This window comes from Bartonella sp. B1099, from assembly GCF_944801835.1.
Taxonomy (GTDB): Bacteria; Pseudomonadota; Alphaproteobacteria; order Rhizobiales; family Rhizobiaceae; genus Bartonella.
Map to the genome: position 1 here is coordinate 398205 of NZ_CALYLN010000002.1, position 23409 is coordinate 421613.

General features: G+C 36.6%; 19 protein-coding genes and 4 pseudogenes. 10 read left to right on the forward strand and 13 right to left on the reverse strand.

What is annotated here, in order from left to right; all coding sequences use genetic code 11:
* Positions 1-24 precede the first annotated feature (24 nt).
* A complete protein-coding gene (locus tag NNJ73_RS08145) occupies positions 25-570 on the forward strand; it encodes a hypothetical protein (RefSeq protein WP_254493617.1) in 546 nt (181 codons plus the stop codon).
* Positions 571-599: 29 nt separating this feature from the next.
* Here the strand turns inward: NNJ73_RS08145 and NNJ73_RS08150 are convergent, their stop codons facing one another.
* Positions 600-1382: an ATP12 family chaperone protein gene (locus tag NNJ73_RS08150; protein WP_254493618.1), complete on the reverse strand. Its 783-nt coding sequence runs from the start codon at positions 1380-1382 to the stop codon at positions 600-602.
* 264 nt (positions 1383-1646) lie between these two features.
* Here NNJ73_RS08150 and NNJ73_RS08155 point away from each other — a divergent pair, with 264 nt between their 5' ends.
* The 4 genes and pseudogenes from NNJ73_RS08155 to NNJ73_RS08170 all read left to right on the forward strand — a co-directional run bounded on the left by NNJ73_RS08155 (position 1647) and on the right by NNJ73_RS08170 (position 4080).
* Complete coding sequence (locus NNJ73_RS08155) at positions 1647-1880, forward strand: hypothetical protein (RefSeq protein WP_254493619.1); 234 nt, start codon at positions 1647-1649, stop codon at positions 1878-1880.
* Between the two features lie 83 nt (positions 1881-1963).
* Complete coding sequence (locus NNJ73_RS08160; RefSeq protein WP_254493700.1) at positions 1964-2377, forward strand: EamA family transporter; 414 nt, start codon at positions 1964-1966, stop codon at positions 2375-2377.
* 12 nt (positions 2378-2389) lie between these two features.
* A pseudogene (locus tag NNJ73_RS08165) lies at positions 2390-2824 on the forward strand (EamA family transporter); the annotation flags it as partial.
* Positions 2821-4080 carry an acetyl-CoA carboxylase biotin carboxylase subunit family protein gene (locus tag NNJ73_RS08170; protein WP_254493621.1) on the forward strand — a complete coding sequence of 420 codons (1260 nt, stop codon included), beginning with the start codon at positions 2821-2823 and terminating at the stop codon, positions 4078-4080. The pseudogene NNJ73_RS08165 and the gene NNJ73_RS08170, both read left to right, overlap by 4 nt.
* A gap of 568 nt (positions 4081-4648) precedes the next feature.
* Here NNJ73_RS08170 and NNJ73_RS08175 read toward each other — a convergent pair.
* The 3 genes and pseudogenes from NNJ73_RS08175 to NNJ73_RS08190 form a co-directional block, all read right to left on the reverse strand.
* The gene (locus NNJ73_RS08175; RefSeq protein ID WP_254493622.1) at positions 4649-7399 is read right to left on the reverse strand and encodes an autotransporter outer membrane beta-barrel domain-containing protein; all 2751 of its coding nucleotides are present in this window, start codon (positions 7397-7399) and stop codon (positions 4649-4651) included.
* A gap of 1463 nt (positions 7400-8862) precedes the next feature.
* Positions 8863-9270: a hypothetical protein gene (locus NNJ73_RS08185; RefSeq protein WP_254493623.1), complete on the reverse strand. Its 408-nt coding sequence runs from the start codon at positions 9268-9270 to the stop codon at positions 8863-8865.
* A 374-nt stretch (positions 9271-9644) separates the two neighbouring features.
* A pseudogene (locus NNJ73_RS08190) lies at positions 9645-9848 on the reverse strand (hypothetical protein); the annotation flags it as partial.
* 165 nt (positions 9849-10013) lie between these two features.
* Between NNJ73_RS08190 and NNJ73_RS08195 the strand changes: the two are divergent.
* Positions 10014-10355: a hypothetical protein gene (locus tag NNJ73_RS08195; RefSeq protein ID WP_254493624.1), complete on the forward strand. Its 342-nt coding sequence runs from the start codon at positions 10014-10016 to the stop codon at positions 10353-10355.
* 1157 nt (positions 10356-11512) lie between these two features.
* Here NNJ73_RS08195 and NNJ73_RS08200 read toward each other — a convergent pair.
* The 9 genes and pseudogenes from NNJ73_RS08200 to NNJ73_RS08225 all read right to left on the reverse strand — a co-directional run.
* Positions 11513-11707 (reverse strand): annotated as a pseudogene (locus tag NNJ73_RS08200) (hypothetical protein); the annotation flags it as partial.
* On the reverse strand, positions 11704-12258 hold the full coding sequence (locus tag NNJ73_RS10125; protein ID WP_371923255.1) for a filamentous hemagglutinin: 555 nt from the start codon (positions 12256-12258) through the stop codon (positions 11704-11706). The gene NNJ73_RS10125 and the pseudogene NNJ73_RS08200, both read right to left, overlap by 4 nt.
* Positions 12195-12959: a hypothetical protein gene (locus NNJ73_RS10130; protein ID WP_371923256.1), complete on the reverse strand. Its 765-nt coding sequence runs from the start codon at positions 12957-12959 to the stop codon at positions 12195-12197. The genes NNJ73_RS10125 and NNJ73_RS10130 overlap by 64 nt, the downstream gene beginning before the upstream one ends.
* On the reverse strand, positions 12901-13236 hold the full coding sequence (locus NNJ73_RS10135) for a hypothetical protein (protein ID WP_371923257.1): 336 nt from the start codon (positions 13234-13236) through the stop codon (positions 12901-12903). The genes NNJ73_RS10130 and NNJ73_RS10135 overlap by 59 nt, the downstream gene beginning before the upstream one ends.
* A 53-nt stretch (positions 13237-13289) precedes the next feature.
* Positions 13290-13409, reverse strand: coding sequence for a hypothetical protein (locus NNJ73_RS10140; RefSeq protein WP_371923258.1), 120 nt, complete (start codon positions 13407-13409; stop codon positions 13290-13292).
* 592 nt (positions 13410-14001) lie between these two features.
* On the reverse strand, positions 14002-15378 hold the full coding sequence (locus NNJ73_RS08210) for an amino acid permease (RefSeq protein ID WP_254493625.1): 1377 nt from the start codon (positions 15376-15378) through the stop codon (positions 14002-14004).
* Between the two features lie 453 nt (positions 15379-15831).
* Complete coding sequence (locus tag NNJ73_RS08215) at positions 15832-16080, reverse strand: hypothetical protein (RefSeq protein ID WP_254493626.1); 249 nt, start codon at positions 16078-16080, stop codon at positions 15832-15834.
* 518 nt (positions 16081-16598) lie between these two features.
* Positions 16599-18137 carry a histidine ammonia-lyase gene (gene hutH / locus NNJ73_RS08220; RefSeq protein WP_254493627.1) on the reverse strand — a complete coding sequence of 513 codons (1539 nt, stop codon included), beginning with the start codon at positions 18135-18137 and terminating at the stop codon, positions 16599-16601.
* Positions 18138-18316: 179 nt separating this feature from the next.
* Positions 18317-18504 (reverse strand): annotated as a pseudogene (locus NNJ73_RS08225) (hypothetical protein); the annotation flags it as partial.
* A gap of 394 nt (positions 18505-18898) precedes the next feature.
* Between NNJ73_RS08225 and NNJ73_RS08230 the strand changes: the two are divergent.
* The 4 genes from NNJ73_RS08230 (at position 18899) to parE (ending at position 23408) form a co-directional block, all read left to right on the forward strand.
* Positions 18899-19525, forward strand: coding sequence for a LemA family protein (locus NNJ73_RS08230; protein ID WP_005773316.1), 627 nt, complete (start codon positions 18899-18901; stop codon positions 19523-19525).
* Complete coding sequence (locus NNJ73_RS08235) at positions 19525-20376, forward strand: YgcG family protein (protein ID WP_254493628.1); 852 nt, start codon at positions 19525-19527, stop codon at positions 20374-20376. Before NNJ73_RS08230 ends, NNJ73_RS08235 begins: the two co-directional genes overlap by 1 nt.
* A gap of 145 nt (positions 20377-20521) precedes the next feature.
* Positions 20522-21259 (forward strand): lipoyl(octanoyl) transferase LipB, encoded by a 738-nt coding sequence (lipB, locus tag NNJ73_RS08240; protein WP_254493629.1) that lies wholly within the window; start codon positions 20522-20524, stop codon positions 21257-21259.
* An 82-nt stretch (positions 21260-21341) separates the two neighbouring features.
* Positions 21342-23408 carry a DNA topoisomerase IV subunit B gene (gene parE / locus NNJ73_RS08245; RefSeq protein ID WP_254493630.1) on the forward strand — a complete coding sequence of 689 codons (2067 nt, stop codon included), beginning with the start codon at positions 21342-21344 and terminating at the stop codon, positions 23406-23408.
* Position 23409 lies beyond the last annotated feature (1 nt).

Consider the following 23409-nt stretch of genomic DNA (forward strand, 5'->3'; position numbering starts at 1 on the left):
TCAAATTAATTAATAAGGTTTCTAATGCTGCGAATTTGTTTACTCGTTCCCGTTTTTTTATACATGATCACTATCGCACCGATAGCGCAAGCGAGTCCCATGAAAAACCCAATATTTCGTCTCTTTGAAGAAGAGATATTAGCTTACAGTCAAGCACTTCAAAACGCCGATGCGAATGTTATTTTAAATGCTATCCCTCCCAAAATCATCAACAGCTTAACCGCTCAAAAAAATCTTAGTCAATCACAATTTCGGCAAATCATGAAAAGCCAAATTGAACAGTTAGCAGAAAATTATAAGATTGAAAGTATCCATATTGACCAAAAACAAAAACGTGAGGGCAAACTTGATAATGGCATTCCTTATTTTGTTATACCGGTAGAGTTTGTAACGACAACAAATTCTGGGCAAAAATGCTCTATTCAAACTGAGATTATCGCCCTATTTGACCATTCCCAATGGTATTTTATTCATGGGAATGAAGAAGCGCTCTTAAACATAACAACTGAGGCATTTCCTGGACTTGAAAAAATTAAAATCAACCCTCTAAAAATTACAAAAATACTGTAATGGGAATAAAGACACACTGAAAAAAAAACTTATAAACAAGTTGTAACAATGGTAGCAGCAGCTTTGAATTCAACTTTTTTATGAGCACGACACACCATTGCTTCCTTATCCGTTCCCCATTGTTCCATCATCCAATCTTCATCTAAATGGGCAATAGACCAAGCATAGTCCGAATCAATTTGTCCCGCAGCAACCGCAAAAGCAATAAGAGCAGATCCTGTTAAGGTTGTCATCGTATGAAGTGCAGCAAGCATATAAGGAGACTCAACGCGACGCAAATAATGACTCACGGCTTGAATGGCTTCTGGTGATTGTTCCGCATGCATCAGCCCTTCTGTCAAATAAAAGCGTGCGCCTAATTTTTCTTCTGCCCAATCCAATAAAGGATCCCATTGCTCAGATTGTTTTTGCACCAACTCTTTAGGGGTTTGTGCACGATAAAAGATCATATCACAAGCAACAAAACGCAATAAATCTTCAAAAACAGCCTGCATATCATCAGCGATACCATCAATAACAGTATTAACCAGACGCGTCATCGGCATTGTTGCTGGATCAACGACATTCTTTTGGCTTTCGAATTCCTGAGCAATGAATTCAGCAAACACTTTCGTTGGCACAAGAAAGTGACGCTTTGCAGGTGTTTTAACGGGACGTTCATCTAATAAGATCGTAAAGCCTCCCTCCTCACAAGTAATTTTTACTTGCTTATAAAACCGTTTAGGATGAGGTTGGCATGAAAGATTTTGAGTTTTTTGGACAGAACTATTTTTATTCAAGGGACTATCAAAATAATTCAAAATTTCACGCATATTGTTTTACCTCTGATATTTCAAAAAAAATGACTTGTTTTCAAAGCGCTATATATCTTATTTAAGATTTAAATTGATTTTTTACCTATCTTACAAAAAGAAAAAAGATCTCACCCATCCAAATCTGATTTTAAAATATATCCTTTATTGAACAAACAAAACAATCATCTTCTCCATATATTCTAAAAACAGTTGTTAGAATAATTTTTAAAAGAATTTGTTTTCTTATACCTTGCCTTTAGAAATATTAATTCGAAACAAACATTGATTAAAACGATTCAAGATTATATTCAATTTGACTTAAAGCATCTTAAGCAAGTAATATCGCTGGTAATTGCAGATATAGAAGCACTTGAAACATTAGATGATGACGCTTATTTGGCAGGGGCTAAGGATTATATCCAAAATAATCTTGGAAAACCGAAAACCTCACAGTCACGATTTAATTTTTCAACATCACATTATGCACAGCGCGTTATTGGGGGATTAAATCGTTGAATTTCTTAAAAGGACGGTTATTCTTATTTACCTTTGCCATTCTCGCATTGTTTTCCATAAGTTGGTTATTATCTAAGAATTTGGTGAGCAATATACCTGTCATGCATGCGGTTGGACTGAGGTTGTGTGCGACTGCTGCTACCTTATGGTTGATGGCAGTCTTTCGTGAGAAAGCTGTTTTCAGATCCCTTCCCTTGCTTTCAATGATACCTTCTTTTTTAATTCTATCGGTGTTAGGATTTTCGCTATATTTTATCTGCAGTTTTGGTGCATTAAAATCACTCAAAGCCAGTGATTTAACCATGGTTTTAGCCACTATTCCAGGAATTACCTATCTATTGGGGACTCTGACGAAGTGCCTTATGTTCTCATGGTTCAAGCTTATCGGTATGATCATTGTCAGTGTAGCAGCGATAGCATTCAATATAAACAATATAGAGGGTGAATCTTACAGCCTAATAGGAATAGCTCTTGCTTTAATAGCAGCGCTTTCTTAGTCTACATATGGTTTATTATCTAAACGTTATCTTAAAAATTTGCCTTTGCTCACCTCATTGGCTTGGATCACGACAATTTCTGCAGCATCGTTTATGCCATTATTCATTTTTGATCCCACCCCACTCTTCTATCTTAAGTTAGAAGATATATTGAAAATATTGATTTTAGCAACTGTTTGCTCGGCACCCGTTTACGTATTGTACCAAAAAGTTCTCGCTGAGGGAGGCGTATTATATGCCAACACTATTGGTGTATTATCTCCTTTTGCAGTGGTTGCATGTGAATGGATCATCGGCTCGAGCCCTTCTCTCAATATGATCAAAATAATTGCCATGATGATGGCTGTTATAGGGATGTCACTCTTATTTATAGATGCATCAAAGGTATCTAAATGGCAACAGAAACGCCATTCCCAAAATTCCAAATTTAATGAGGAAATAAAATGAAAAAACTCGCATTAGTTTGCCAACGCAATGCAAAACTACCCTTTATATTTGAAGCAGCACAAGCCGCTAATATCGAATTAGTCATGATCTATGATACCGCTGAAAGCGCTCCTATTCAGCTCCCTGCAGCAGTCACTTCAACTTGGCAACTTCCTATTTTTGATAATCCAGAGGCAGCTCTAGACGCTTTTGCATCAGGTGTCAAAGAACGCAATATTCGTGGAGTTATGACCCTGCGTGAAGAAGCCATTCTATGGACCGCTTTGGCTGCCAAAAAAATCAATGCTCCAAGTATTGAACCAGAAGTAGCGGCATTAACCCGAAATAAATATCTCATGCGTCAAGCTTTTGCTAAAGCAGGGCTTAGAACACCAAGATTTCTTTATATAGATAATCCAGAAGACCTATCACAAGCGCATGCCTTAGACTATCCGCTCGTCATTAAACCCATCTCTGGATGGGCAAGTACAGGCGTAATGTTAGCTAAAAATTCCACCGAACTTCCTGATCTCATTAAAGCGGTATGGAATGTTCAGCATAAAGACATGGCACGTTTTAACGATGCAAATAAACCTTTAGGTTTAGTTGTTGAACAGTATTTGTCAGGAAAAGAGTTTGTCGTAGAATGTTTTGTTGATACAGCAGGTGTACATGTTCTAGCGGTTGGTGACAAAGGACAACCTGAAGGGCCATGGTTTGAAGAAACAATTTATCGTCAACGCTGTGATCTAGATGATCCTCTCGTTATTGCTTTATGTGAGGTTGCATGCTCTGGGGTGAAAGCTCTTGGTATAAATATGGGTGCTGCCCATGTAGAGCTACGCCTAGATGCCAATAACTTGCCTTATATCATTGAGATCGGTGCTCGTATTGGTGGATCGGGTGTCTCCCATTTTATTGTGGAGCAAGGCACAGGGGTTTCATTTGCAAAATTTTGTATGAATGCCGCTTTAGCTGAACAAAACCCCGACCTTCCTAATATACTCCCAGCTAAAAAAGTGGCTGCAAATTACATTATTCCTCTTCATGGATATGGACGCTTCTGTGGATTTTCAGGTCTCGATAAGGTTGAACAACATCCTCAAACCGCCAGAACAATAATTTTCTTTGAAACTGATCATATCTCACCACCTCCACCAGCATTTGGTGGATATCCTGGTTTTATTTTCTCTGTTCATGCCTCAGATCAAGAAGCACGCGATTACCATAAATGGCTTGATGATACCTTAAGTATTACATGGAAAACCGATATTTAAACACCCTGATAGAGATATTTCTACTTACTCTTAATGTTGATATGAATCTTATCAATACAGGCAAAATCACAATGCGATTACCTAAAACTTCGCAAAAGCCTTCTCCTTAAAGGAGATGTTGAATTTGATAGTGATAATTGATCCATAACTTTGCACACTCTCCCTCTAAAAGAGAGGTATTTACACACACTCACATGCTTTTAAAATGCTTCTTATAGTCTATAAAGCGAAGTGGAAATATGAAGCTGTGCATTTTACGCATCACCCTTCTTTACTTAACAGCAAAAGCCCCCAATTAAAAATCAATACTCCTTCCTGTTATACTTGATATTCACCTCCTTAAACAACGGTGTTTTAAAGCATAATAGGATAACAGTGTTGCTATTTTAAAAAGCTAATGACGGATGCATCTCATATATTTGTAGTCCAAAAAACACAAGCAGATTTAGAGTTTCATTGACAAATTTTTTAAAGCATTTGAGCCCCCTATCAAGCAGATAAAAAATTTAAATCAAAGTGGTCCCTTCATATTTATGAAAACACATGGATTATTTTTAAAAAAGATTTATTAAAAATGATAACGCAATCCACCAGAAAAACGAACGCCAGAAAAGCCTGCCTTGGTTAGCTTATGCTGATAGCTAAGATTACTATGAAGTGTAACTTTAGAAGAAAATTGTGCATTAATCCCCAAACCTGCTTCTAAAGAAGAACCAAAAGCCCCTAACTGGAAAACATCTTTTAGATGAACAAATTGTTTTTCACCAAAATGATGGGCAAGATGAATATTGCCATTTAAAGAAATAATACGATCCTTTTCATATGCCGTAAATGTTTTACTTAAATACCCTCCAATACGCATCAACCATTGATCTGCTTTTTTTATCTCAACATCAACTCCATCAATATCACGAAACTTATCAAATTGAAGATGTTGATAAATAAGCTGAATCTGCGGATCAAAAAGAAGACCTTCCTGTCCTATCATAAACACTTTACCAGCAGACAACGAAACGCTCAGAGGATTTACTTTTAATGTCGCCGTCTTACCCCAAGCATGAGTAAGCACATCGCCTTTAAACAAACCATAAGATAAAAGACCATCTCCATAAAAACCCGTATTGTGTTCCACACTACCGTATGCCGTAAATGTCCATTTATTAAACGGACTCTTTTGACTTTGTTCCACGTTACGAGGTTGTAAGGAAAGCTTTCCATAAGTTCCCATAATCCCAAAAGATATCGTACTATATGCCCTCTCTATTGTTTTGAGTAAAATATCTGTTTCTATAGCGTTATAATCAACATTCCCATCGTACCCATATTCAAGGAGAGACAAATCTGTGACATAACGATAACTCCCACCGTAACCATAAACAGATAATGCAAAATTCTCTTTAACTTTTAACAACTTACGAGAAATAGACCGCGTAGCTTGCAACTGCTTTTGTTGATTACTAATATCCATGAGTCCAACATGAAACAAAGCATTTTGTAACAGAAGATAGGTCGGAACTTGTGGAACAACTTCTCTGATCTTTAACTTAGAATGAGGAAGATTAGCCCCCCCTAAAGCAGGCTGAATATATTTACTTTCAAGGCGGAAATCCCAAAAATCTCCCTCTCCCTCCACCAATCTTTGAGAAGTTTGTGCTTGTCCAAGAGAAGAATCTGGACCATAGGCATGAAGATAATATTGGTAAGGCAAACCCTCTACTGCAATATAAGCACGATTTAACTGAAAAGAATCCTCTGTTGCTTTTCCAGAAACCTGAATAAGTGAAATACTCTGAGCATTTTCACCCGTTGCCATTTCTCCCTGATTTCCTACAATAAATTGCACATAAACTGTCGTTTTTCCAGAAACATCACCCTGTATCAAAAGCCGATCAGTCTTTTTATTATCAAGCAACCCATCACGCCCGAGATAGGTATTGAGATAAATATCCGCACTATCTTGCGCACTATAAACTTCTTTCTCTCCCTTTCCAATATAAAGTGTCTGATACATGTGAAACATTGGCTTTTCAAAAGCAATAAAACTATCAGAAAGTTTTACAAATGAAATAAATGAACTCGTATGATTTGCAACGTGCGAATCTATCTCTCTTCTTCTTGTCAAAAACCATTTTGATCCTTTTGTCAAATAAAGCTCAGCAATAGAATCATCGGCAACACGAGTCCCTCCTATCAATGAAGAAGAATCAGCCAAAATCGCGACAGCCCCCCCTTTTTCAGCTGTTAATAATAAATCACCAGAAATTTTAGTGCCTTCTGTTACAGCAATATAACTCTGACTGTTATGACTATGAATAGCTGTTCCAGCTGGAACTTCAAAAACCGTCCTTTTCAAAAAAACAAGTCCCTGTTCGTACGCATTAGTCTCTCCTCCCGTTTCAAAATGCATACCATGCTTGTTTCCTATTACCTTAATCGTTGTATCTTCAATATTAACCCGCGAAATTAAAATATTTTCTCCCCAGCCGACACCAGATTGTGTGTTAAAATCCTGTCCAACTGTTAAAACACGAACATCCGTAGAAACAATATTCGTATTTTTTAAATAAACAGAGCCCTGCTGTTTCACATTCAAAACTGTATGCGCAATTTTTTCATTTGTATTTTCTCTATCTTTTGTTTTCTGACGTTTTGAAGTAATGGTAACACCATCTAAAGTTGCACGCCCCCCTCTCCCCACATAAAGCGCAGCGGCATCATTCACATCAATAAATCCACCTTTCATCTGAATATCCGCATCAGCCGTAACGAAAAGAGCACTCTCTTGACCAATCCCCTGACCTTCCACTTTAATTTTTGTATTCGTCAACCTAACAGATGCTCCTACCTTCTCTGCATAAGCAGCAACCTGAGTAGCTTCAATTATTCCATGATTGACCTCAATTATTCCACGATCAGCTTTAAGACCTATTGACACATTTTTAAAAGCTGAATCGCTCAAGACAATTTTTCCTCCTCGTGATACAACAGCCCCATAAATATCTTCTATACCCGCAGTACCTTCAACCTCTATACGCATTGCCTGAATAACTGTATTAAGCTCCTGTACACCTATAGCAGCAGGCAAAGTTAGAATCCCCTCCTCACTCTTTGGTTGAACAGGTGCCGTGAATTTATATATTTTATCACTAATTGTATGCTTTGCACCATCACTGCATTCATAAGGTAATTTGCTTTCATCACATGACAGTGATACAAGTGAGCGAGAATGTGCCTTAATATTTGTGTTTAACAAAAAAGAAAAAATAGCTGCTGTAAAAACGCACGAATACAAGCGATTATGAAATACCTTGATTATCATTGCTTTTCAAAACTTTCTTTTTTCAACAAAAACAAAAAAATGCGGGCAAAACAATAAACAACAAATTAAACACAATAAGAACAAAATAAACAAAGTTATTTTGTTTTTTATGATAAATGATAGCATTTTATAATATGTTTTGTATTTTATGTAAAGAAAGAACAAAAAATTTAAAAATATCATTGAAGATGGCAATCTCTTTAAAGATTCACCCCCCCAATGCTGAGAGCTATGGCACAAAGCACCAGAAAATTAATCTCAAAAAAACGCGCCGAAATGTAAACTTTAAGGAGATATAATATTCAATTTATCTCATTTTCCAAAAATAAAAATACAACGAAATGAGAATAATTTTTAAGATTAAAATGATCAAAATATATTAATAAAATATCACGCGATGAGATACAGTAAAATCTATAACCGCATTATTTTTTAACCACAACAAAAGTCCGAGGAAACGCACACTGAGATGTAAGCTAATGTACATAATTTCTACATTAAAACTGCCAGCTATCTAGAAAAAAATTGAATAAACAAAAAAACTTCTCTTAATGTCCTACCATCCATGATTTGAATGAATTAATGAAATACTTTAAAAAATATCATCTCAAAATAGATCATAAAATGAAAAACTATTTACATAAAAACCACTTGCATAAAATTTTATCAAAATCAGTTCTGTGAAAGCAATCTGCTTATTATTAAAGCTGATATTTTAGCAAAACCATTTTTTGCCACTTTTTATATCAAAATAAATTTCTAAATATTCCCCGATATTATCATCTGACAATAACACTATTGCACTCTCAAAGCCGATGAATATCACTATATCAAGAGGTAAAAGAACTGTATTTTCTCTCGCTTCTCCATAATATTTCATTCAATTATTGCTTTAAAGATGAAAATTTCACTTTTTCAGAGCTTTTTTTTATTTTCTGGCATTTTTTATCATTCTCAAGTCGTAACATCAAATCTCGCTCTTGCTTTGTCGAATTGGTTAAAGCAAAAGTATCATTGTCCATAACCTGTCCCGCTACCATTAAATTAACTAAAAATGAATCACTTTCTCGGCACTGATGAAAAATAAATTCCCTTTAAATCTTGCAATTTGTACCGATAACCTGCTTTAGTCATGCACTCATAAACTGCAGTAAACTCATTTGCACGCAAATCCATATTTTCAGAAGAAGCATAGATTGGTTTTCAGCCACATTTTGACAATACTTGTTAGACCACAGACTTATTAACACTGGGCTTTCCCATAATGTCAGCGTCAATGGAGGAAGTTTGCTAACACATCCAGCAGAATTTTATAAAACTATAGCACTTAATAATTTCGATATTTTTTTCTCGTACCTAAAACAACTTTAGAGAGCATAGAGATCGTACATCGAAAAAGCAATCTCGCCTCGCCCCCCCTGCGAGAATAAGAAATATGAGGATTTGATTATAGCAACCTCAACTTAAGGCTGACATTCGGGTTGTTCTTTGTGCTCTTCACAATGTGGACTATTCAAACGCCTCTCTACACTTCGCTGAGGAATAACAGCATCAGGTTGACAAATTGGAAGATTTTCATATTTCTCTTTCTCACACCATTTCACCCTTCCCACTTTATCCTGAAAACCCGCTTGTATCATGCATACACTGACAGTTTCCTCTTCATTGAATCGCTCATTCATACTTTTGTCTGTATTAAGACGCCCATCCAGATACTGTATTCCACACTCCAACAAAGCTTTTTTAACCTCAAGTTGATCTGCACCAGACTTTTCCCATGTATCTACAGCCGTTCGCGAAGGCTGTTCTGGGTAACACCCAGCCATAACAAATAAGGTTATCCCGCTTAATAATTTTAAAATCTGCTTCATTTTCCTATCCTTGAATAATTTTAATATCACGAAACAATCTATAAATTATTTTACATGCTGCGTTTTCATTTCCAAAACAATGATAGACATTCTCACTCTTTATTATCATTTATCTTTTTCCGATGATTATGCCATTCGGTATTGTATCAAAAAGACAGTAAAATTACTACTAAAATCATATTCTATCAATGTTATGGTTATAATTACTCTCAATATTTTAATTACAATTAAAATAGATATTTTTATAAATTGTTGCACCTACATTTATAGCTCCCATAGATAAATAGCGTCGGGATAGTTGGTTGAGAAAACAATCTCGCACAAACATGGGAACACATGGAGGTGGGGATTGTAATTTCCAAAAACAGCAAAACTTAAGGTTGGCATTTACGGCTATTTTTATATTTTTTACAAAACGGACTGGTTAAGCGCTTCTTGACGCTGCGCTGGGGGATGACTGCATCTGGACGACAAATGGAAAGGTTTTCAGCTCTAAAAGTATAACATGGCCCTCCCGCTCTTGCTACCTCTTCATCTTTATAGCGGAACCCTGCTTGGAGCATGCAAGCATAAAATGAATTCTGTAGATCATTTTAGAGGTGGAATATGAGCTTGGCTCGCTACAAAACAAATCCATTTTTGGATAACATGACTATTCCTGTAAAAGGAAAACCAATTAGATTATCTCGTTTAGGACGAGATAATAATATTTTAATATTTTGGTAAATCAAAATACTAGAGAAATGCATGGTACCCATGTAAACACCTTCAAAAAGGTGGATGGTGAGCAGTTTGTTAAACTGTTTACGGACAATATTGGTTTAACTTTTGAACTGTCATCAGCAGGAATTAAAGCTTTCCGAGTTTTGTTATGGGCGGTTCAAAATCTAGCGCTATCGAAAGATGAAGTAGATTTGGATAGCTTCATTCTAGAGGATTTCTTAAACTCTCAAACAATATCAGAACAACCATTAAGACTTAGCATTGCAACTTTTAAAAGAGGAATTAATGAGCTAGAAAAAGCTCAAATCACTGCAAAAACATTGCGGCAAGGACGTTATTATAAATCCAAATTTTGTTTTTAATGGCGATAGAATTGCCTTTACAACTGTTATTCAACGTAGAAAACATGAAAAATCAGATGAAAATACTCTAGATATGTTTGATGATTTAATTACATCATGAGATTTTCACAAAATGAGAGGCTACCGCCTCTCAAACTCTCCGTACGCTCACCAAAATCATGATTAGATGAAAAACGTCTCTGTTGGCGCCAAATTTAGTTCTAGAATGCGTTTAATGAAAAAAACAACTATTTACGTTTCTAAGCTAAAAACTCCTTACAGAGCTTTTTTAAGCCAAATAGAATATTTTTAATTCCTAAAGATCATTTTCAAAAAATCTCACAAACCAAAAGCTATATTTGCTACTAAAAGCATTTTTTCATTTCTCTCAATTTGAAAAGTTTCCAATGCGCATTTTATGCGCTCCTGAAAAATGTCTTTTTCAAAGATTTTTTGAAGGCGCAATTATACGTTTTATTTTTAAACGTAATTTTGGGGCTCAAAACGCTTATCGAAAAAATGATATTTTCTCCATTTTAGCGCCATAAGAAACTCCCTAAAACATCATGATTTCGGAGCCGTGCGGGAACGTAAAAACAATCCGTTAGGTTCTGAGTCAAGGTCACCGTTAGGCGCCCCGAAGGAGTTACCTTGACCCTAAGAACATAGGATTGTTAGTTCCCAAAAGCACGGCTTTGAGATCATGATTTTGGTGAGTGCACGGAGAATTTGAGAGGCGGTAGCCTCTCATCATATTTTGATCGTAGATATTACAAATAACAGTGAAATTGCAGACTATAGCTACTGTGATTTTGATGATTTTTTTCATTACCAAGCTCCTATTTAAAAAAAAAGACCACAAGCATCATGCTTTCAAAGGATTCAATCCAGATTTTTACGGTCAAGGATACCCCTTCGGGGCGCTTAACGGCATCCTTGACCGTAAAAATCGAGCGGATTGTTTGATCCTTTTTGAAAGCATGATGTTTGTGGGTGTAAGGAGCCAATTTTCTTTAATGAAATGACTGATTTTTCTCCTCAGATAAGAATTAAGAAGGGATTCGACGGAAGAGCCCAGAAATCCTAGATTCAATTTTCAGAATCTGTACTACGGTAGCTCAACCCTTGTTGCGCGCTAGCTCAAAAAATGACTTGATTTATTGTTGCTTTTGCATTAACGTTATTTTTTTGTTTTCTGGATCGCCCTCATAAGGGGTTGGCATGCCACATTCTAGCAAAGCTTTTCCTATCTCAGTAAAATCTGCTCCTGGCTTCTCCCATGCACTCAAATATTCTCCAGGAGTTTTATTAAACTGACATCCTGCAATACCTAACAAAGTTACAACACTTAATAGCTTTGGAGTTTGTTTCATTTTTTATTCCTTGATTTACTTAAAGGAAATTGTTTTAGATGAGATGCGCCACAGCGCCATGTACACTTATCACCTTCATCTCCAAGGCAAGTATGGGGACTTATGGAATCTGTGAACATATTCCACATTTCTTTCCACCAGTTACTACCAGCAGGTATTGTCTCGTAAGTATAGCCATTGCCGCCAATCCATCGACTTACAAGGTCATATCCATGACCATCAAAACCAACCGTGGTTTGTTTGCCGTCACTCACATAAGCTAATAGAACGGATGCAGCCAAAATATTCGCCGCTGGTCCATAGAGATTGATATTCATGTTTTCGTTGGCTATCCCATGCACACCTTCTTGTTTGAAAGAATTCAGCGTATTTTCCACTGTCATGTCACCGCAGCTATGACCGTTAAGCTCCAACCCTGTATTGCCGTAGATATACAGCAGATCTTTTGCTTCTTGTGTTGAATTGGTCAATCCCCAAAAGTTATTTTCTAAAAACTTCTGATAGCCTGCAACCAGAAGTTCTGAAATAGTAGAATCGGCTTCTGGGAGCACAACAAAATAAAGCAGTACATTTTATCTTTTGCATGTTGCTCTGCATAAACAGTGGCTTCCTCTGGTGGTGTAAAGATGCCATTAAAGAACACATGCACCCTGCCATCAGAATCTTCCTGTAAATGCTGATTTTCTTCATCGGTTAAACAATGAAACTTAGAGATATTTTGTCCACGGGCGTCTTTTATAGGTACCCCATTTTCATCTGTTTTATAGATTATGTTGCCCTGTTCATCACGATCGACCATAGCGAGAGGGTGTTCTTTGAGAAACATGGTTTTATAAGACTCATCGCTGTATTTAAATCCTTTCTCCAGCAATTGCATGGCCATTTCACGGTTTTCATGGACGATTTGTTCCAGCTTGGTGACATCTATGGGAGAGACACCCTTATGAGCGTTGACAGTATCGCGATTAAGGAAAACAATGGCGTGGTCTGAATTTTGCCCTGTCAGTAGCATTTGCCCTGCTTCATCGGTTATCACAATGGTGCTATCGCTGATGGCAGATTTGGTTTCCCTTTCTGCTCCATCCATGGCTTTGCCATGATTTAAAACATTCTTAGCAATGTTTTTTATAGAGTCATTTTCAGAGAAGCTAAAACCATGGCTGCTGGCTTGAGCATGCACACTGTTAGTAATATCACTGGTGCTGATGCTTGCTGTGATCAAACGTTTTTTTCTGCCAGCGCCTGCTGTCAATGATACCTCCGTTCATGGTTGTTTGATTTTTAGCGTTGATCTCAAAGCCGTCTGCTCCTGCTTTGATGCCTGATTGCTCCACAACACTGTGATAATCACTAGAGGATTTGTCTTTTTGGAAAGAGGCGTTCATTAAACTTCCTCCACCCGTTGTTTCTGCACCAAATACAACAGAAACAGAATTTTGCTTGTTAGAGGTTTTTCCTGTATCACTGAGGCTGATAATAGTGAGAGCGCTACCAACACCCATCTCTTCTATACGATTTGCAGAAAGCACGGCCCCCGCCAATGTGGTGTTTTGCCCACTGTTGGTATGAATAGTGTTAGTACCTATAATATAATATGGCTGTTCTTGTGTTGCATCTGTTCACTCGAGCCATTTCCTTTACTAAAAGAAGCATTCCCCATCCACCCTGCCCCACTCGTGCCGTAGCTGTAGCCAACATTCATGGAGGCACTTTGCGAATGATTTTGCATTGTTTGCGTATTTTTTCACTTTCAAAGGTGATATCTTGCCCCGCTGTCAGATTAATATTCCTGCTCTGTTCATCATTACTCAGAGGGTTTGTGCCAGCGATAATATCCGCTTCTTTAATAACAAAATTTAAAAACTCAATTTTAAAAAAGCCTATAAAATAATTTATTTGGTTCAGTTGAGTATCGATGAAAAAAATACAAATCAAACTATAGAAACAATTCTCACAATAACTTCTCTTATGAAAGAGAACTTCATTAATAAGTTTAGAAAAAGATATTTTCTTATAGCCTTGTATCTAATAAAACCTATTAGTACTGTTAGGCATTTTAATATAAAATCATTTTAACATGAAGTACTTATCTTAATAGTATAGCTCACCATTAAAAAATGCCTGATATTCATATGATGGAGTTATTATCATAAATAATGGCTCACAAAATATTCCAAAGCAAATCGATAACGAGCAGATTGTTTTCAATTTAAATTATCCCAATCTTTGAAGGAAAACGGTTAATACCCGTTCTCCGAAAGACATTAACTACTTCTTTTTAGTTTAACCTTTCTTTATTGCAGTTTCTTTTGCTTAAAATTGTAAAGCTTAAGGGCATAGAAACAAATAACAAGCCAAGCAATCCAACCAACACCAACAATTAAAACTGGTCGCGTCTCATCAAAATACCATAAAAGCATAAAAATAAAAACCATAAATAAAATAGAAAAAATTGACCCCATCGGCCAAAATGGAATGGGAAAGTTTAAAGCATTCTGTACTTCTTTAGGCATCTTAATTCGCATAAAAATTTGCGAAAGTAGAATCATCATCCAAACAAAAACTGTCGCAAATGTTGCCATTGCTGCAATAAGAAAAAAAAGCTTTTCATGATAAAAATAATTAAGGACAGCACCAAGAAGAAAAATAGTAAAGATCATCAAAATAACAAAAACTGGTATACCGTTTTTTGATAAATATTGAAACTTCTTTAAAGCATAACCTTCTTGCGACAAACCATGAATCATACGACAAGCACCATACATTCCACTATTCATTGCCGAAATAGCCGCTGTAACAACAACAATGTTTAAAATATTTGCTGCATATGAAATCCCAAGATTTTCAAAAATGGATACAAAAGGACTATCCATAAGACCAATCTCATTCCAAGGATAAAGAGACATTAAAATAGCTAATGTCATGATGTAAAAAAGCAAAATACGAAATGGAGTAGAATTAATTGCCTTTGAAATCGTTTGATAAGGGTTTTGAACTTCCATGACTGCCATGCCAATGATTTCTATACCACCAAAAGCAAAAACAACAACACTAAAGCAAGCTAAAAAACCAAACCAACCATTGGGGAAAATACCACCATTCTTCCATAAATTATGAACAGTAACCGTGGAAGAATGAGCACCTTCACCCCACCCAAAAAAAATAATTGCTATTCCTAAAATAATCATCGCAATGATAGCGATCACTTTAATAGAAGACAGCCAAAATTCTAGCTCACCATAGACTTCTACAGCAGCTAAATTAATACCTGTAATGATGAGTGTAATACTCAGTGCCCATACCCAAGGAGCAACATCAGGGTACCAAAACCCCATATAAGTGGCAAAAGCTGTAATATCAGCCAAACCAACAAGAATCATCTCAAATACATATGTCCACCCCGTTAAAAAACCTGCCAATGGCGATATGTAATTTGCCGCATAACGCGCAAAAGAACCAGGTAATGGATTATGAAGGATCATCTCTCCTAAAGCCCGCATAACCATAAAAATAGCTAAACCAGAAATACAATAGGCAATCAAAACACTGGGACCCGCAAGCTTAATTGCTTGGGCTGATCCATAAAAAAGACCTGTTCCAATAGCAGAGCCAAGAGCTAAAAAAATAACTTGACGCTTACTCATCCCTCGTTTCAGTTCATTTCTTGCCATTACTTTCCTTCTTTATTAAAATGTTGGTGAAAATCCACACCACAATAAACAGCTTTATGATAAATAAAGTCTCATGTTTCTTTCACGAATATATTTCAAAAAACATCAAAAACCAGCCAGTCCAACGCTTTGCTCTAAACAATAAAAAATACTTATATGGCAAATTATACAGTTTTTATAATCTGCAATTTCGTATTATTTTATTGAAATAAAGTGATAATGAATTTTTTTATAATTGTCATTTAATTCATTTTGTATTCTCTGGTTTTTTACAAAGAAAATTAGCCTTAATGTGTAGTGTGAACTTTTAGGCTTCATTTCAGTGCACCGAAATAGAAGCCTAAAAGTTCATAACAAGCGCATTAACTATGGCATACAATTAATTTTTGTGACTTTAAGCAAGTTCTCTTTGAGCCCATAAAACAAACTTTTTACGCCAATTGAAGAACTCAATCAATGATAAAGCGAATCTCGCCAATTTTTAAAAGTATGAGAAAGTGAATCTACAGCCCATCTTCTAAGGGCTCCAACAGCCTTAACGGCAAGCTTTCCGACGAAAAAAAAATATACGGTAAAAATAGCATCTTTAACTGTTGATCCAATAATATCTCCCTCCTTTCCTCTGGGAATTTGCCCTGAGATATTACTAAAACCTTTGTTTTTAGCCAAAACAAGAGGCTCTTTCTCTTGAGACACCATCATAATAAAAATTTCCTCTGGAAAGCTACCTCTCCTAAAATTTGCATGAACCTCAAGAGTTTGTGAAAAACAAAAAAGAATTGTTGTTAAAATACATAATCTAGTACTTTTAAACATTTATTTCTCCTTTTTACTTAAATACAAAAATTAACTATAAAACTCATAAAGTATTAACAAATAAGAAGAATATAAAATAAAATTTTTATTTAATATAATGCATATAATATAATTTATAATTATAAAACATAATATTACAATACATAATTTTGGGATATTATTTAAATTAAATTAAAAATATCTGATAGAAATCATAAAGTATATTTACTTTAATTTTATAGATTATAAACTTATGATGATAAATTTAGATCACTATAAAGTAAAATATATATAGTTGGTTACAAACAGCAGATATATAGATAATCGATTAAGTAATTGAAATATAGTATTGATTTTCTATATTTTTATATGAGGAAGTTTTAAAATATAATATCCACCCTTCCTCATTGACCTTAAAACAAATATCATTGAAAACTTAATGAAGGAAAAATTGTTTCTGGTAAAACAGATAATAAAGTCCCCTCACGCACAAGTATATGCGCTCGCTGAAGATCTGGAGCCAGATAGCGATCTTCCTTAAGTGAAGCAATATTTTTGCGTAAACATTCCATAACAGACTGCAAAAGAGTACTTGTTTTTAAAGGTGCGCGATATTCAATTCCTTGTGCTGCAATAAGCGTTTCAATGCCAATAATTGTAAAAAGGTTTTCGCTCATTACCAATAACCGACGAGCACCATGGCAAGCCATTGAAACATGATCTTCTTGATTGGCTGAAGTTGGTGTTGAATCAACGGAAGCAGGATGAGCCATTTGCTTATTTTCAGACATTAAAGCTGCTGCTGTTACTTCAGCGATCATAAAACCTGAATTAAGACCTGCATTGTGTGCTAAAAAAGCCGGAAGATCATAAGAGACTGCTGGATCAACCATAAGAGCAATACGCCGTTGAGAAATAGCCCCTATTTCACACAAAGCAAGAGCAATCTGATCAGCAGCAAATGCTACAGGCTCAGCATGAAAATTGCCACCTGATACAACTTCACCATTCCTTAAAATTAATGGATTATCTGTAACAGCATTTGCTTCAATAATCAGTGTTTTGGCTGCTGCTTGCAAAATATCAAAACATGCTCCCATAACCTGTGGCTGACAACGTATACAATAAGGATCTTGCACACGCTCATCACCCCGCAAATGTGCTGCACGAATTTCTGAATCTTCTACAAGTTTTTCCAATGTTTTCGATACGGCAATCTGCCCATAATGGCCTCGTAAAATATGGATATCAGGGTGAAATGGCGCTGTCGACCCCATGGTAGCATCTGTCGTTAAAGCCCCAGCCAACAATCCACCACACAATGCCCGATAAGCTCGGAAAAAGCCGGCAAATGCAAGTGCTGTTGATGTTTGAGTCCCATTAATAAGAGCCAGACCTTCCTTTGCCTCTAAAATAATAGGGGACAACCCTGCTTTTTCTAACGCAGCTGCTCCACTCATACGAACATTTTGAAAAAACGCTTCTCCTTCTCCTATCATAACAGCCGCCATATGAGCAAGTGGAGCAAGATCACCTGAAGCGCCAACAGATCCTTTTTCTGGGATGACAGGAATGACACCCTTTGCAAGCATATTTTCCAGCAAATTGACCAACTCTAGACGAACCCCAGAGGCTCCTCTTCCCAAAGAGATAAGCTTTAAGCTCATCATCAAACGCACAATATTTTCAGCAAGGGGATCTCCTACCCCACAACAATGGGACAAAATAAGATTTCTCTGTAAAACAGTGACTTTGTCTGCACCAATTTTAATGGAAGCCAACTTCCCAAAACCAGTATTAATACCGTATACAGGCTCGCTTCCAGCAGCAATTTCAGCAATGCGCTGCGCTCCTTTCTCGATAGCTAAATGCGTGTCATGATGCAGCTTACTGATTGCACCATCAAAATAAATAGCTTCAAGTTCGCTAAGCGTTACCTCACCTGGTTTTAGTATAATCGTCATAATTTTCTTTCTTTATTTAATTAAAGTATAATTCTTAACATTATTAACCCTTCTATAAAACCTATAAAATAAAAAAATAATCATTCTTTGAATGAAAATGCTTTTTTAAAAGCCATTCCTTAGGATAAAAATAGCATGATATTGCTGCTATTCCCTAAAAACTTAACAATTTCCTCTCATGCAATGCCTGCTTTAGTCCTATCTACGACGGACAAATGCTTTTTATTCTTAAAAGGAAAAAACATGGTCTTCACAATAAGGTAAGGGGAGAGTGAAAACGATAGCGATCATAATCATCAGCTAATCCGTCAAACTTTTCACTTTGCCGTTGAACGTTTTGCAATGCAGGAATTCCCCCCTTCTTCATAATTGTTGATACCCATAATTCAAAAGCTTTTTATCCAATAGGTTAAGCATGACTTCTAAAGGAGGCAAAATGTGAACTGCCTCTTCTTTTTATAAGCTTGATACCGACACTCTTCTTTTCCTCAATTGTTATTTTCTACGTTCTGAAATAAAAAAATCCTACGAAAATAATATAATCTTCGATAAAAAATAATTGATATGAATAGTGTTGATCTTTCACAAGATGACATCTATATTCTTCTTATTATTTTCATATCAACAAGTCACTTAAGCGTGCTAAAAACGCAGAGAGACGTCAATCTATTAATAATAATAGCCGTTTATAAAATTCAAAATACTTTCCACCAGTAAGTTAAACCCTATATGATACATAAAATATCTGTGGAGACATCTTTATGTTAAATGGACAAACTTCTTCAATGTTTAAAATATTAAAACAATTTTCAATCATTATTTTTTTGGCAGGGTTAATACCATTTTTAAGTGGCTGCGGATTTAATACGATACCAACAAATGAAGAAAAAGCACACGCCGCATGGAGTGAAGTACTCAATCAATATCAACGCCGTACAGATCTCATCCCCAATCTTGTAGAAACAGTTAAAGCTTACGCCGCCCATGAACAAAGCGTTTTCACAAATGTCATTGAAGCACGTGCCAAAGCAACACAAGTCAACATTAATGCAGATATGTTGAATAATCCGGAAATTATGCAGCAATATCTCAAAAATCAAGCCAATTTATCAAGTGCACTTTCGCGACTTATGGCAGTTGTCGAAAACTATCCGGATCTTAAAGCAAACCAGAACTTTCTTGCTCTTCAATCACAACTAGAAGGAACTGAAAACCGTATTTCCGTTGCACGCCGCGATTATATTGAAACAGTTCGTGCCTACAACACGGCACTCAAAACAATGCCAACAATGATTTGGGCAAAATTATGGTTTCGTGACGCTAAACCGATGCCAACTTTTACCATCGATACGGATAGCCAACAAACTCCAAAGGTTAATTTTAATTAATGAAACCATTTCAACACTTTATACAACGTCGTTTTTTTCGACGTTTATGGGTTCCTTTAAGCATTCTATACTTAATCATTGCATTGGGGAATGTCTCTTACGCATACACTAAATTCCCTCCCTTAACCGGCTATATCAATGATATAGCTCATTTACTTGACCATGCAACAAAGAGAAATTTAACGGAAAAGCTTGCTACACTCGAAGAGAAAACAGGAGATCAAATTGTTCTTGTAACGCTCCCTACTCTCTCGGGAAATGATATAGAAACTTACAGCAATTCTCTTTTTCGCACATGGAAGTTAGGTCAAAAACAAATCAATAACGGCGTATTAATCGTCATTGCCCCCAATGAACGTAAAGCACGTATTGAGGTAGGCTATGGTCTGGAGGGAGAACTAACAGATGCCATTTCCTCTGTCATCATTAATAGCTTCATGATTCCTCATTTTCGTGAAGGAAATTATCAAAAAGGAATTGTCGAATCGGTTCATGCAATTATCAAAGTGATCACACAAAGCGATGCTGATTTTTCTTTTCGAATCAATCAAAAAGCGAAAGCTGTTGAAGAACAACGTAAACAAGCTGCAAAAGAAGAAATGATTATAAATACAATCATGTTTCTCATCCTCTTTATAGCAATGGGGTTGCCCATTCTTGCTATGATTTTTGGTCAAAAAATAGGTCCACGAAAGTATCTTTGGATGGGTATTGTCTTCACACCTTGGTTTTTAAACTTAAATACGAGGGGTAGAGGTTCTGGTGGAATTTTTGGTGGACATTCAGGAGGAGGAGGATTCAGAGGCGGTGGTGGATCATCAGGTGGTGGTGGTGCAACAGGAAGATGGTAAAACGAACGTAACGCGTTTTTTAATAAAATTCATTACATTTCTCATTAAAAATTCATTGCATTTCTCATAAAGTGTCTCTTAATCTTACGTTTTTGTTATTTTTCTAATTACAATACAAACTCAAACATTAAGATAAATATTGCCAATGACATTTGAATTGAAACATAGAGATCGTCGTCACTTATCACATCATTTTAATGCAATTCTAGGAAATCCACCCGTTGAATGGAAAATAAGTGATCATTTGGTTGAATATCCTGAAGCGCTGCGTTACATGCAGGAACGTGTGGAAAAAATTTTTGCAAAAACGGCCCATGAACAAGTTTGGCTTCTTGAACACCCTTCCCTTTATACAGCGGGTACGAGTGCAGATAAAAAGGATCTTTTAGCGCCTCATTTATTTCCTGTTTATGAAGCAGGACGTGGGGGTGAATTTACTTACCACGGTCCAGGACAGCGTATTGCTTATATTATGCTTGATCTTAAACGCCGAAAACAAGACATTCGTGCTTTCATTAGTGCATTAGAAGAATGGATCATACAGATGCTTGCCCGCTTTAATATTAAAGGCGAACGCAGAGAAGATCGCGTTGGTGTCTGGATTAAACAATCTCATAGCCCATCAAAACAAAATGATCTTTCTTCCGAAGATAAAATTGCGGCAATTGGCATTCGAGTGCGAAAATGGATAAGCTTTCATGGGGTTTCTATCAATGTTAATCCTAATTTAGCCCATTACTCAGGAATTGTTCCTTGTGGAATTACAAACCACGGTGTAACAAGCTTTCTTGATCTAGGGTGCCCTGTAACAATGCATGATATTGATATTGCTCTCAAACAGACTTTTGAACAAATTTTTGGTCCAACAATTGATATTTCCTAACTGCATTGCTTTTTAAATAAAAAACAGGCATAAAATTTATTCTAATAAATATTTTGTTTTATGAGGTGGATAGTTAAACGCTATGAGCGATAGCAACAAGGATCTTTTTAGTGTTTTAAATAAAGCTCAATCTAGGGTCAATACAAAAGAAAGCACTCTGCAGTCTCCAATGAAATCAAAAGCAATGGTTTCAAAAAAAAGTGCAAAAAATACGCAAGAAGACGACTATAATGCACTCTCTATTCGAGTGCTTGAGGGCTTAGAGCCTGTACGTTTACGCCCTGGAATGTATATTGGCGGAACAGACAGTAAAGCACTTCACCATTTATTTGCTGAAATTATTGATAATGCGATGGATGAAGCTGTTGCTGGTTACGCAGATTCCATTGAGGTCTCATTAGATAAGAACGGTTATATAACAGTTACAGATAATGGACGTGGTATTCCTGTCGAAAATCATCCTCAAATGCCTGACAAATCAACTCTAGAAGTTATTATGACACAACTCCACTCCGGAGGAAAATTTGATGGAAAAGCTTATCAAACTGCGGGCGGACTTCATGGAGTAGGAATTTCTGTCGTCAATGCTCTGTCAGATAATATGGAAGTTGAGGTTGCACGAGAACGAAAACTTTACCGACAACGTTTTTCACGCGGTATTCCTCAATCTGGATTAGAAGATTTGGGAGATGTTTATAATCGTCGTGGTACGCGTGTTCGTTTTCATCCTGATGGTGAAATTTTTGGTGAAAAAGCAGCTTTTGATCCAGAAAAAATCTATAAGATGGCGCGCTCCAAAGCCTACCTTTTTGGCGGTGTAAAAATTCGCTGGACTTGTGATCCCGCCATGCTTGAAGGCGTAAAAAATATTCCTGAAAAAGCTGTTTTTCATTTTCCCAATGGGCTTAAAGACTATTTACTCGCGTCATTAAAAGACGAATATCGCGTCACATCAGAAATTTTTTCTGGCAAAACACAACAAAATAATGGTCATGGCTGTGTTGAATGGGCCATCGCTTGGCATGGCGGTGATGCTCATGTGCAATCTTATTGCAATACTATTCCTACAGGAGAAGGTGGAACGCACGAAACAGGACTGCGTCAAGCTCTTTTGCGTGGACTGAAATCCTATGCTGAGTTAATAGGAAACAAGCGTGCAGCGATCATTACATCAGACGATATTATGATTTCAACGGCTGCAATACTTTCAGTTTTCATCAAAAATCCTGAATTTGTTGGACAAACAAAAGATCGATTAGCCACAATCGAAGCGCAACGTATTGTTGAGAATGCAATCCGTGATCCTTTTGATCATTGGTTAGCAAACTCCCCCCAAGAAGCAACGAAACTTCTTGATTGGGTTATTGAACGTGCTGAAGAACGTGTTAGACGCCGCCAAGATAGAGAAATAAGTCGAAAAACAGCTGTCCGTAAATTACGTCTTCCCGGGAAACTTGCAGATTGTAGCCAAAACCATGCTGTGGGTGCTGAATTATTCATTGTTGAAGGGGATTCTGCAGGGGGATCGGCTAAACAAGCAAGAAATAGAGCAAACCAAGCAATTTTACCTCTTCGTGGTAAAATCCTTAATGTTGCCAGTGCTGCCCATGAAAAAATGAACTCAAGCCAAACAATTAGCGATCTTATTCTTGCTCTTGGATGTGGAACACGCTCTAAATATCGTGAAAAAGATCTCAGATATGAACGTATTATCATCATGACAGATGCAGATGTTGATGGCGCTCATATTGCGTCACTGCTCATTACCTTCTTTTTTCAAGAAATGCCTGACCTTATTCATCAGGGACATTTATATCTCGCCGTCCCTCCCCTTTATAGAATATCGCAAGGCGGAAAAGTTGTTTATGCACGTGATGACATCCATAAGGATGAATTGCTCAAAACTGAATTTACAGGAAAAGCGAAAATTGAAATTGGTCGTTTTAAAGGGCTGGGTGAGATGCGTGCAGAACAACTTAAAGAAACGACGATGCATCCCCAAAAACGCACACTGCTTCGTGTTTCTATTGATGCTGTGGAAATACAAGAAACGAAAAAGACTGTAGAAAGTCTCATGGGAACAAAACCAGAGGCACGATTTCGTTTCATACAAGAAAATTCTACTTTTGCTTCTAATTTAGACATCTAAT

What these genes read in the sequence shown, in the direction of transcription:
- NNJ73_RS08145 (WP_254493617.1), top strand. Translation starts at nt 25, where the DNA reads ATGCTGCGAATTTGTTTACTCGTTCCCGTTTTTTTATACATGATCACT.
- NNJ73_RS08150 (WP_254493618.1), bottom strand. Translation starts at nt 1,382, where the DNA reads ATGCGTGAAATTTTGAATTATTTTGATAGTCCCTTGAATAAAAATAGT.
- NNJ73_RS08170 (WP_254493621.1), top strand. Translation starts at nt 2,821, where the DNA reads ATGAAAAAACTCGCATTAGTTTGCCAACGCAATGCAAAACTACCCTTT.
- NNJ73_RS08175 (WP_254493622.1), bottom strand. Translation starts at nt 7,399, where the DNA reads ATGATAATCAAGGTATTTCATAATCGCTTGTATTCGTGCGTTTTTACA.
- NNJ73_RS08185 (WP_254493623.1), bottom strand. Translation starts at nt 9,270, where the DNA reads ATGAAGCAGATTTTAAAATTATTAAGCGGGATAACCTTATTTGTTATG.
- NNJ73_RS08195 (WP_254493624.1), top strand. Translation starts at nt 10,014, where the DNA reads ATGCATGGTACCCATGTAAACACCTTCAAAAAGGTGGATGGTGAGCAG.
- NNJ73_RS10140 (WP_371923258.1), bottom strand. Translation starts at nt 13,409, where the DNA reads ATGAATGTTGGCTACAGCTACGGCACGAGTGGGGCAGGGTGGATGGGG.
- NNJ73_RS08210 (WP_254493625.1), bottom strand. Translation starts at nt 15,378, where the DNA reads ATGGCAAGAAATGAACTGAAACGAGGGATGAGTAAGCGTCAAGTTATT.
- NNJ73_RS08215 (WP_254493626.1), bottom strand. Translation starts at nt 16,080, where the DNA reads ATGATGGTGTCTCAAGAGAAAGAGCCTCTTGTTTTGGCTAAAAACAAA.
- hutH (WP_254493627.1), bottom strand. Translation starts at nt 18,137, where the DNA reads ATGACGATTATACTAAAACCAGGTGAGGTAACGCTTAGCGAACTTGAA.
- NNJ73_RS08230 (WP_005773316.1), top strand. Translation starts at nt 18,899, where the DNA reads ATGTTAAATGGACAAACTTCTTCAATGTTTAAAATATTAAAACAATTT.
- NNJ73_RS08235 (WP_254493628.1), top strand. Translation starts at nt 19,525, where the DNA reads ATGAAACCATTTCAACACTTTATACAACGTCGTTTTTTTCGACGTTTA.
- lipB (WP_254493629.1), top strand. Translation starts at nt 20,522, where the DNA reads ATGACATTTGAATTGAAACATAGAGATCGTCGTCACTTATCACATCAT.
- parE (WP_254493630.1), top strand. Translation starts at nt 21,342, where the DNA reads ATGAGCGATAGCAACAAGGATCTTTTTAGTGTTTTAAATAAAGCTCAA.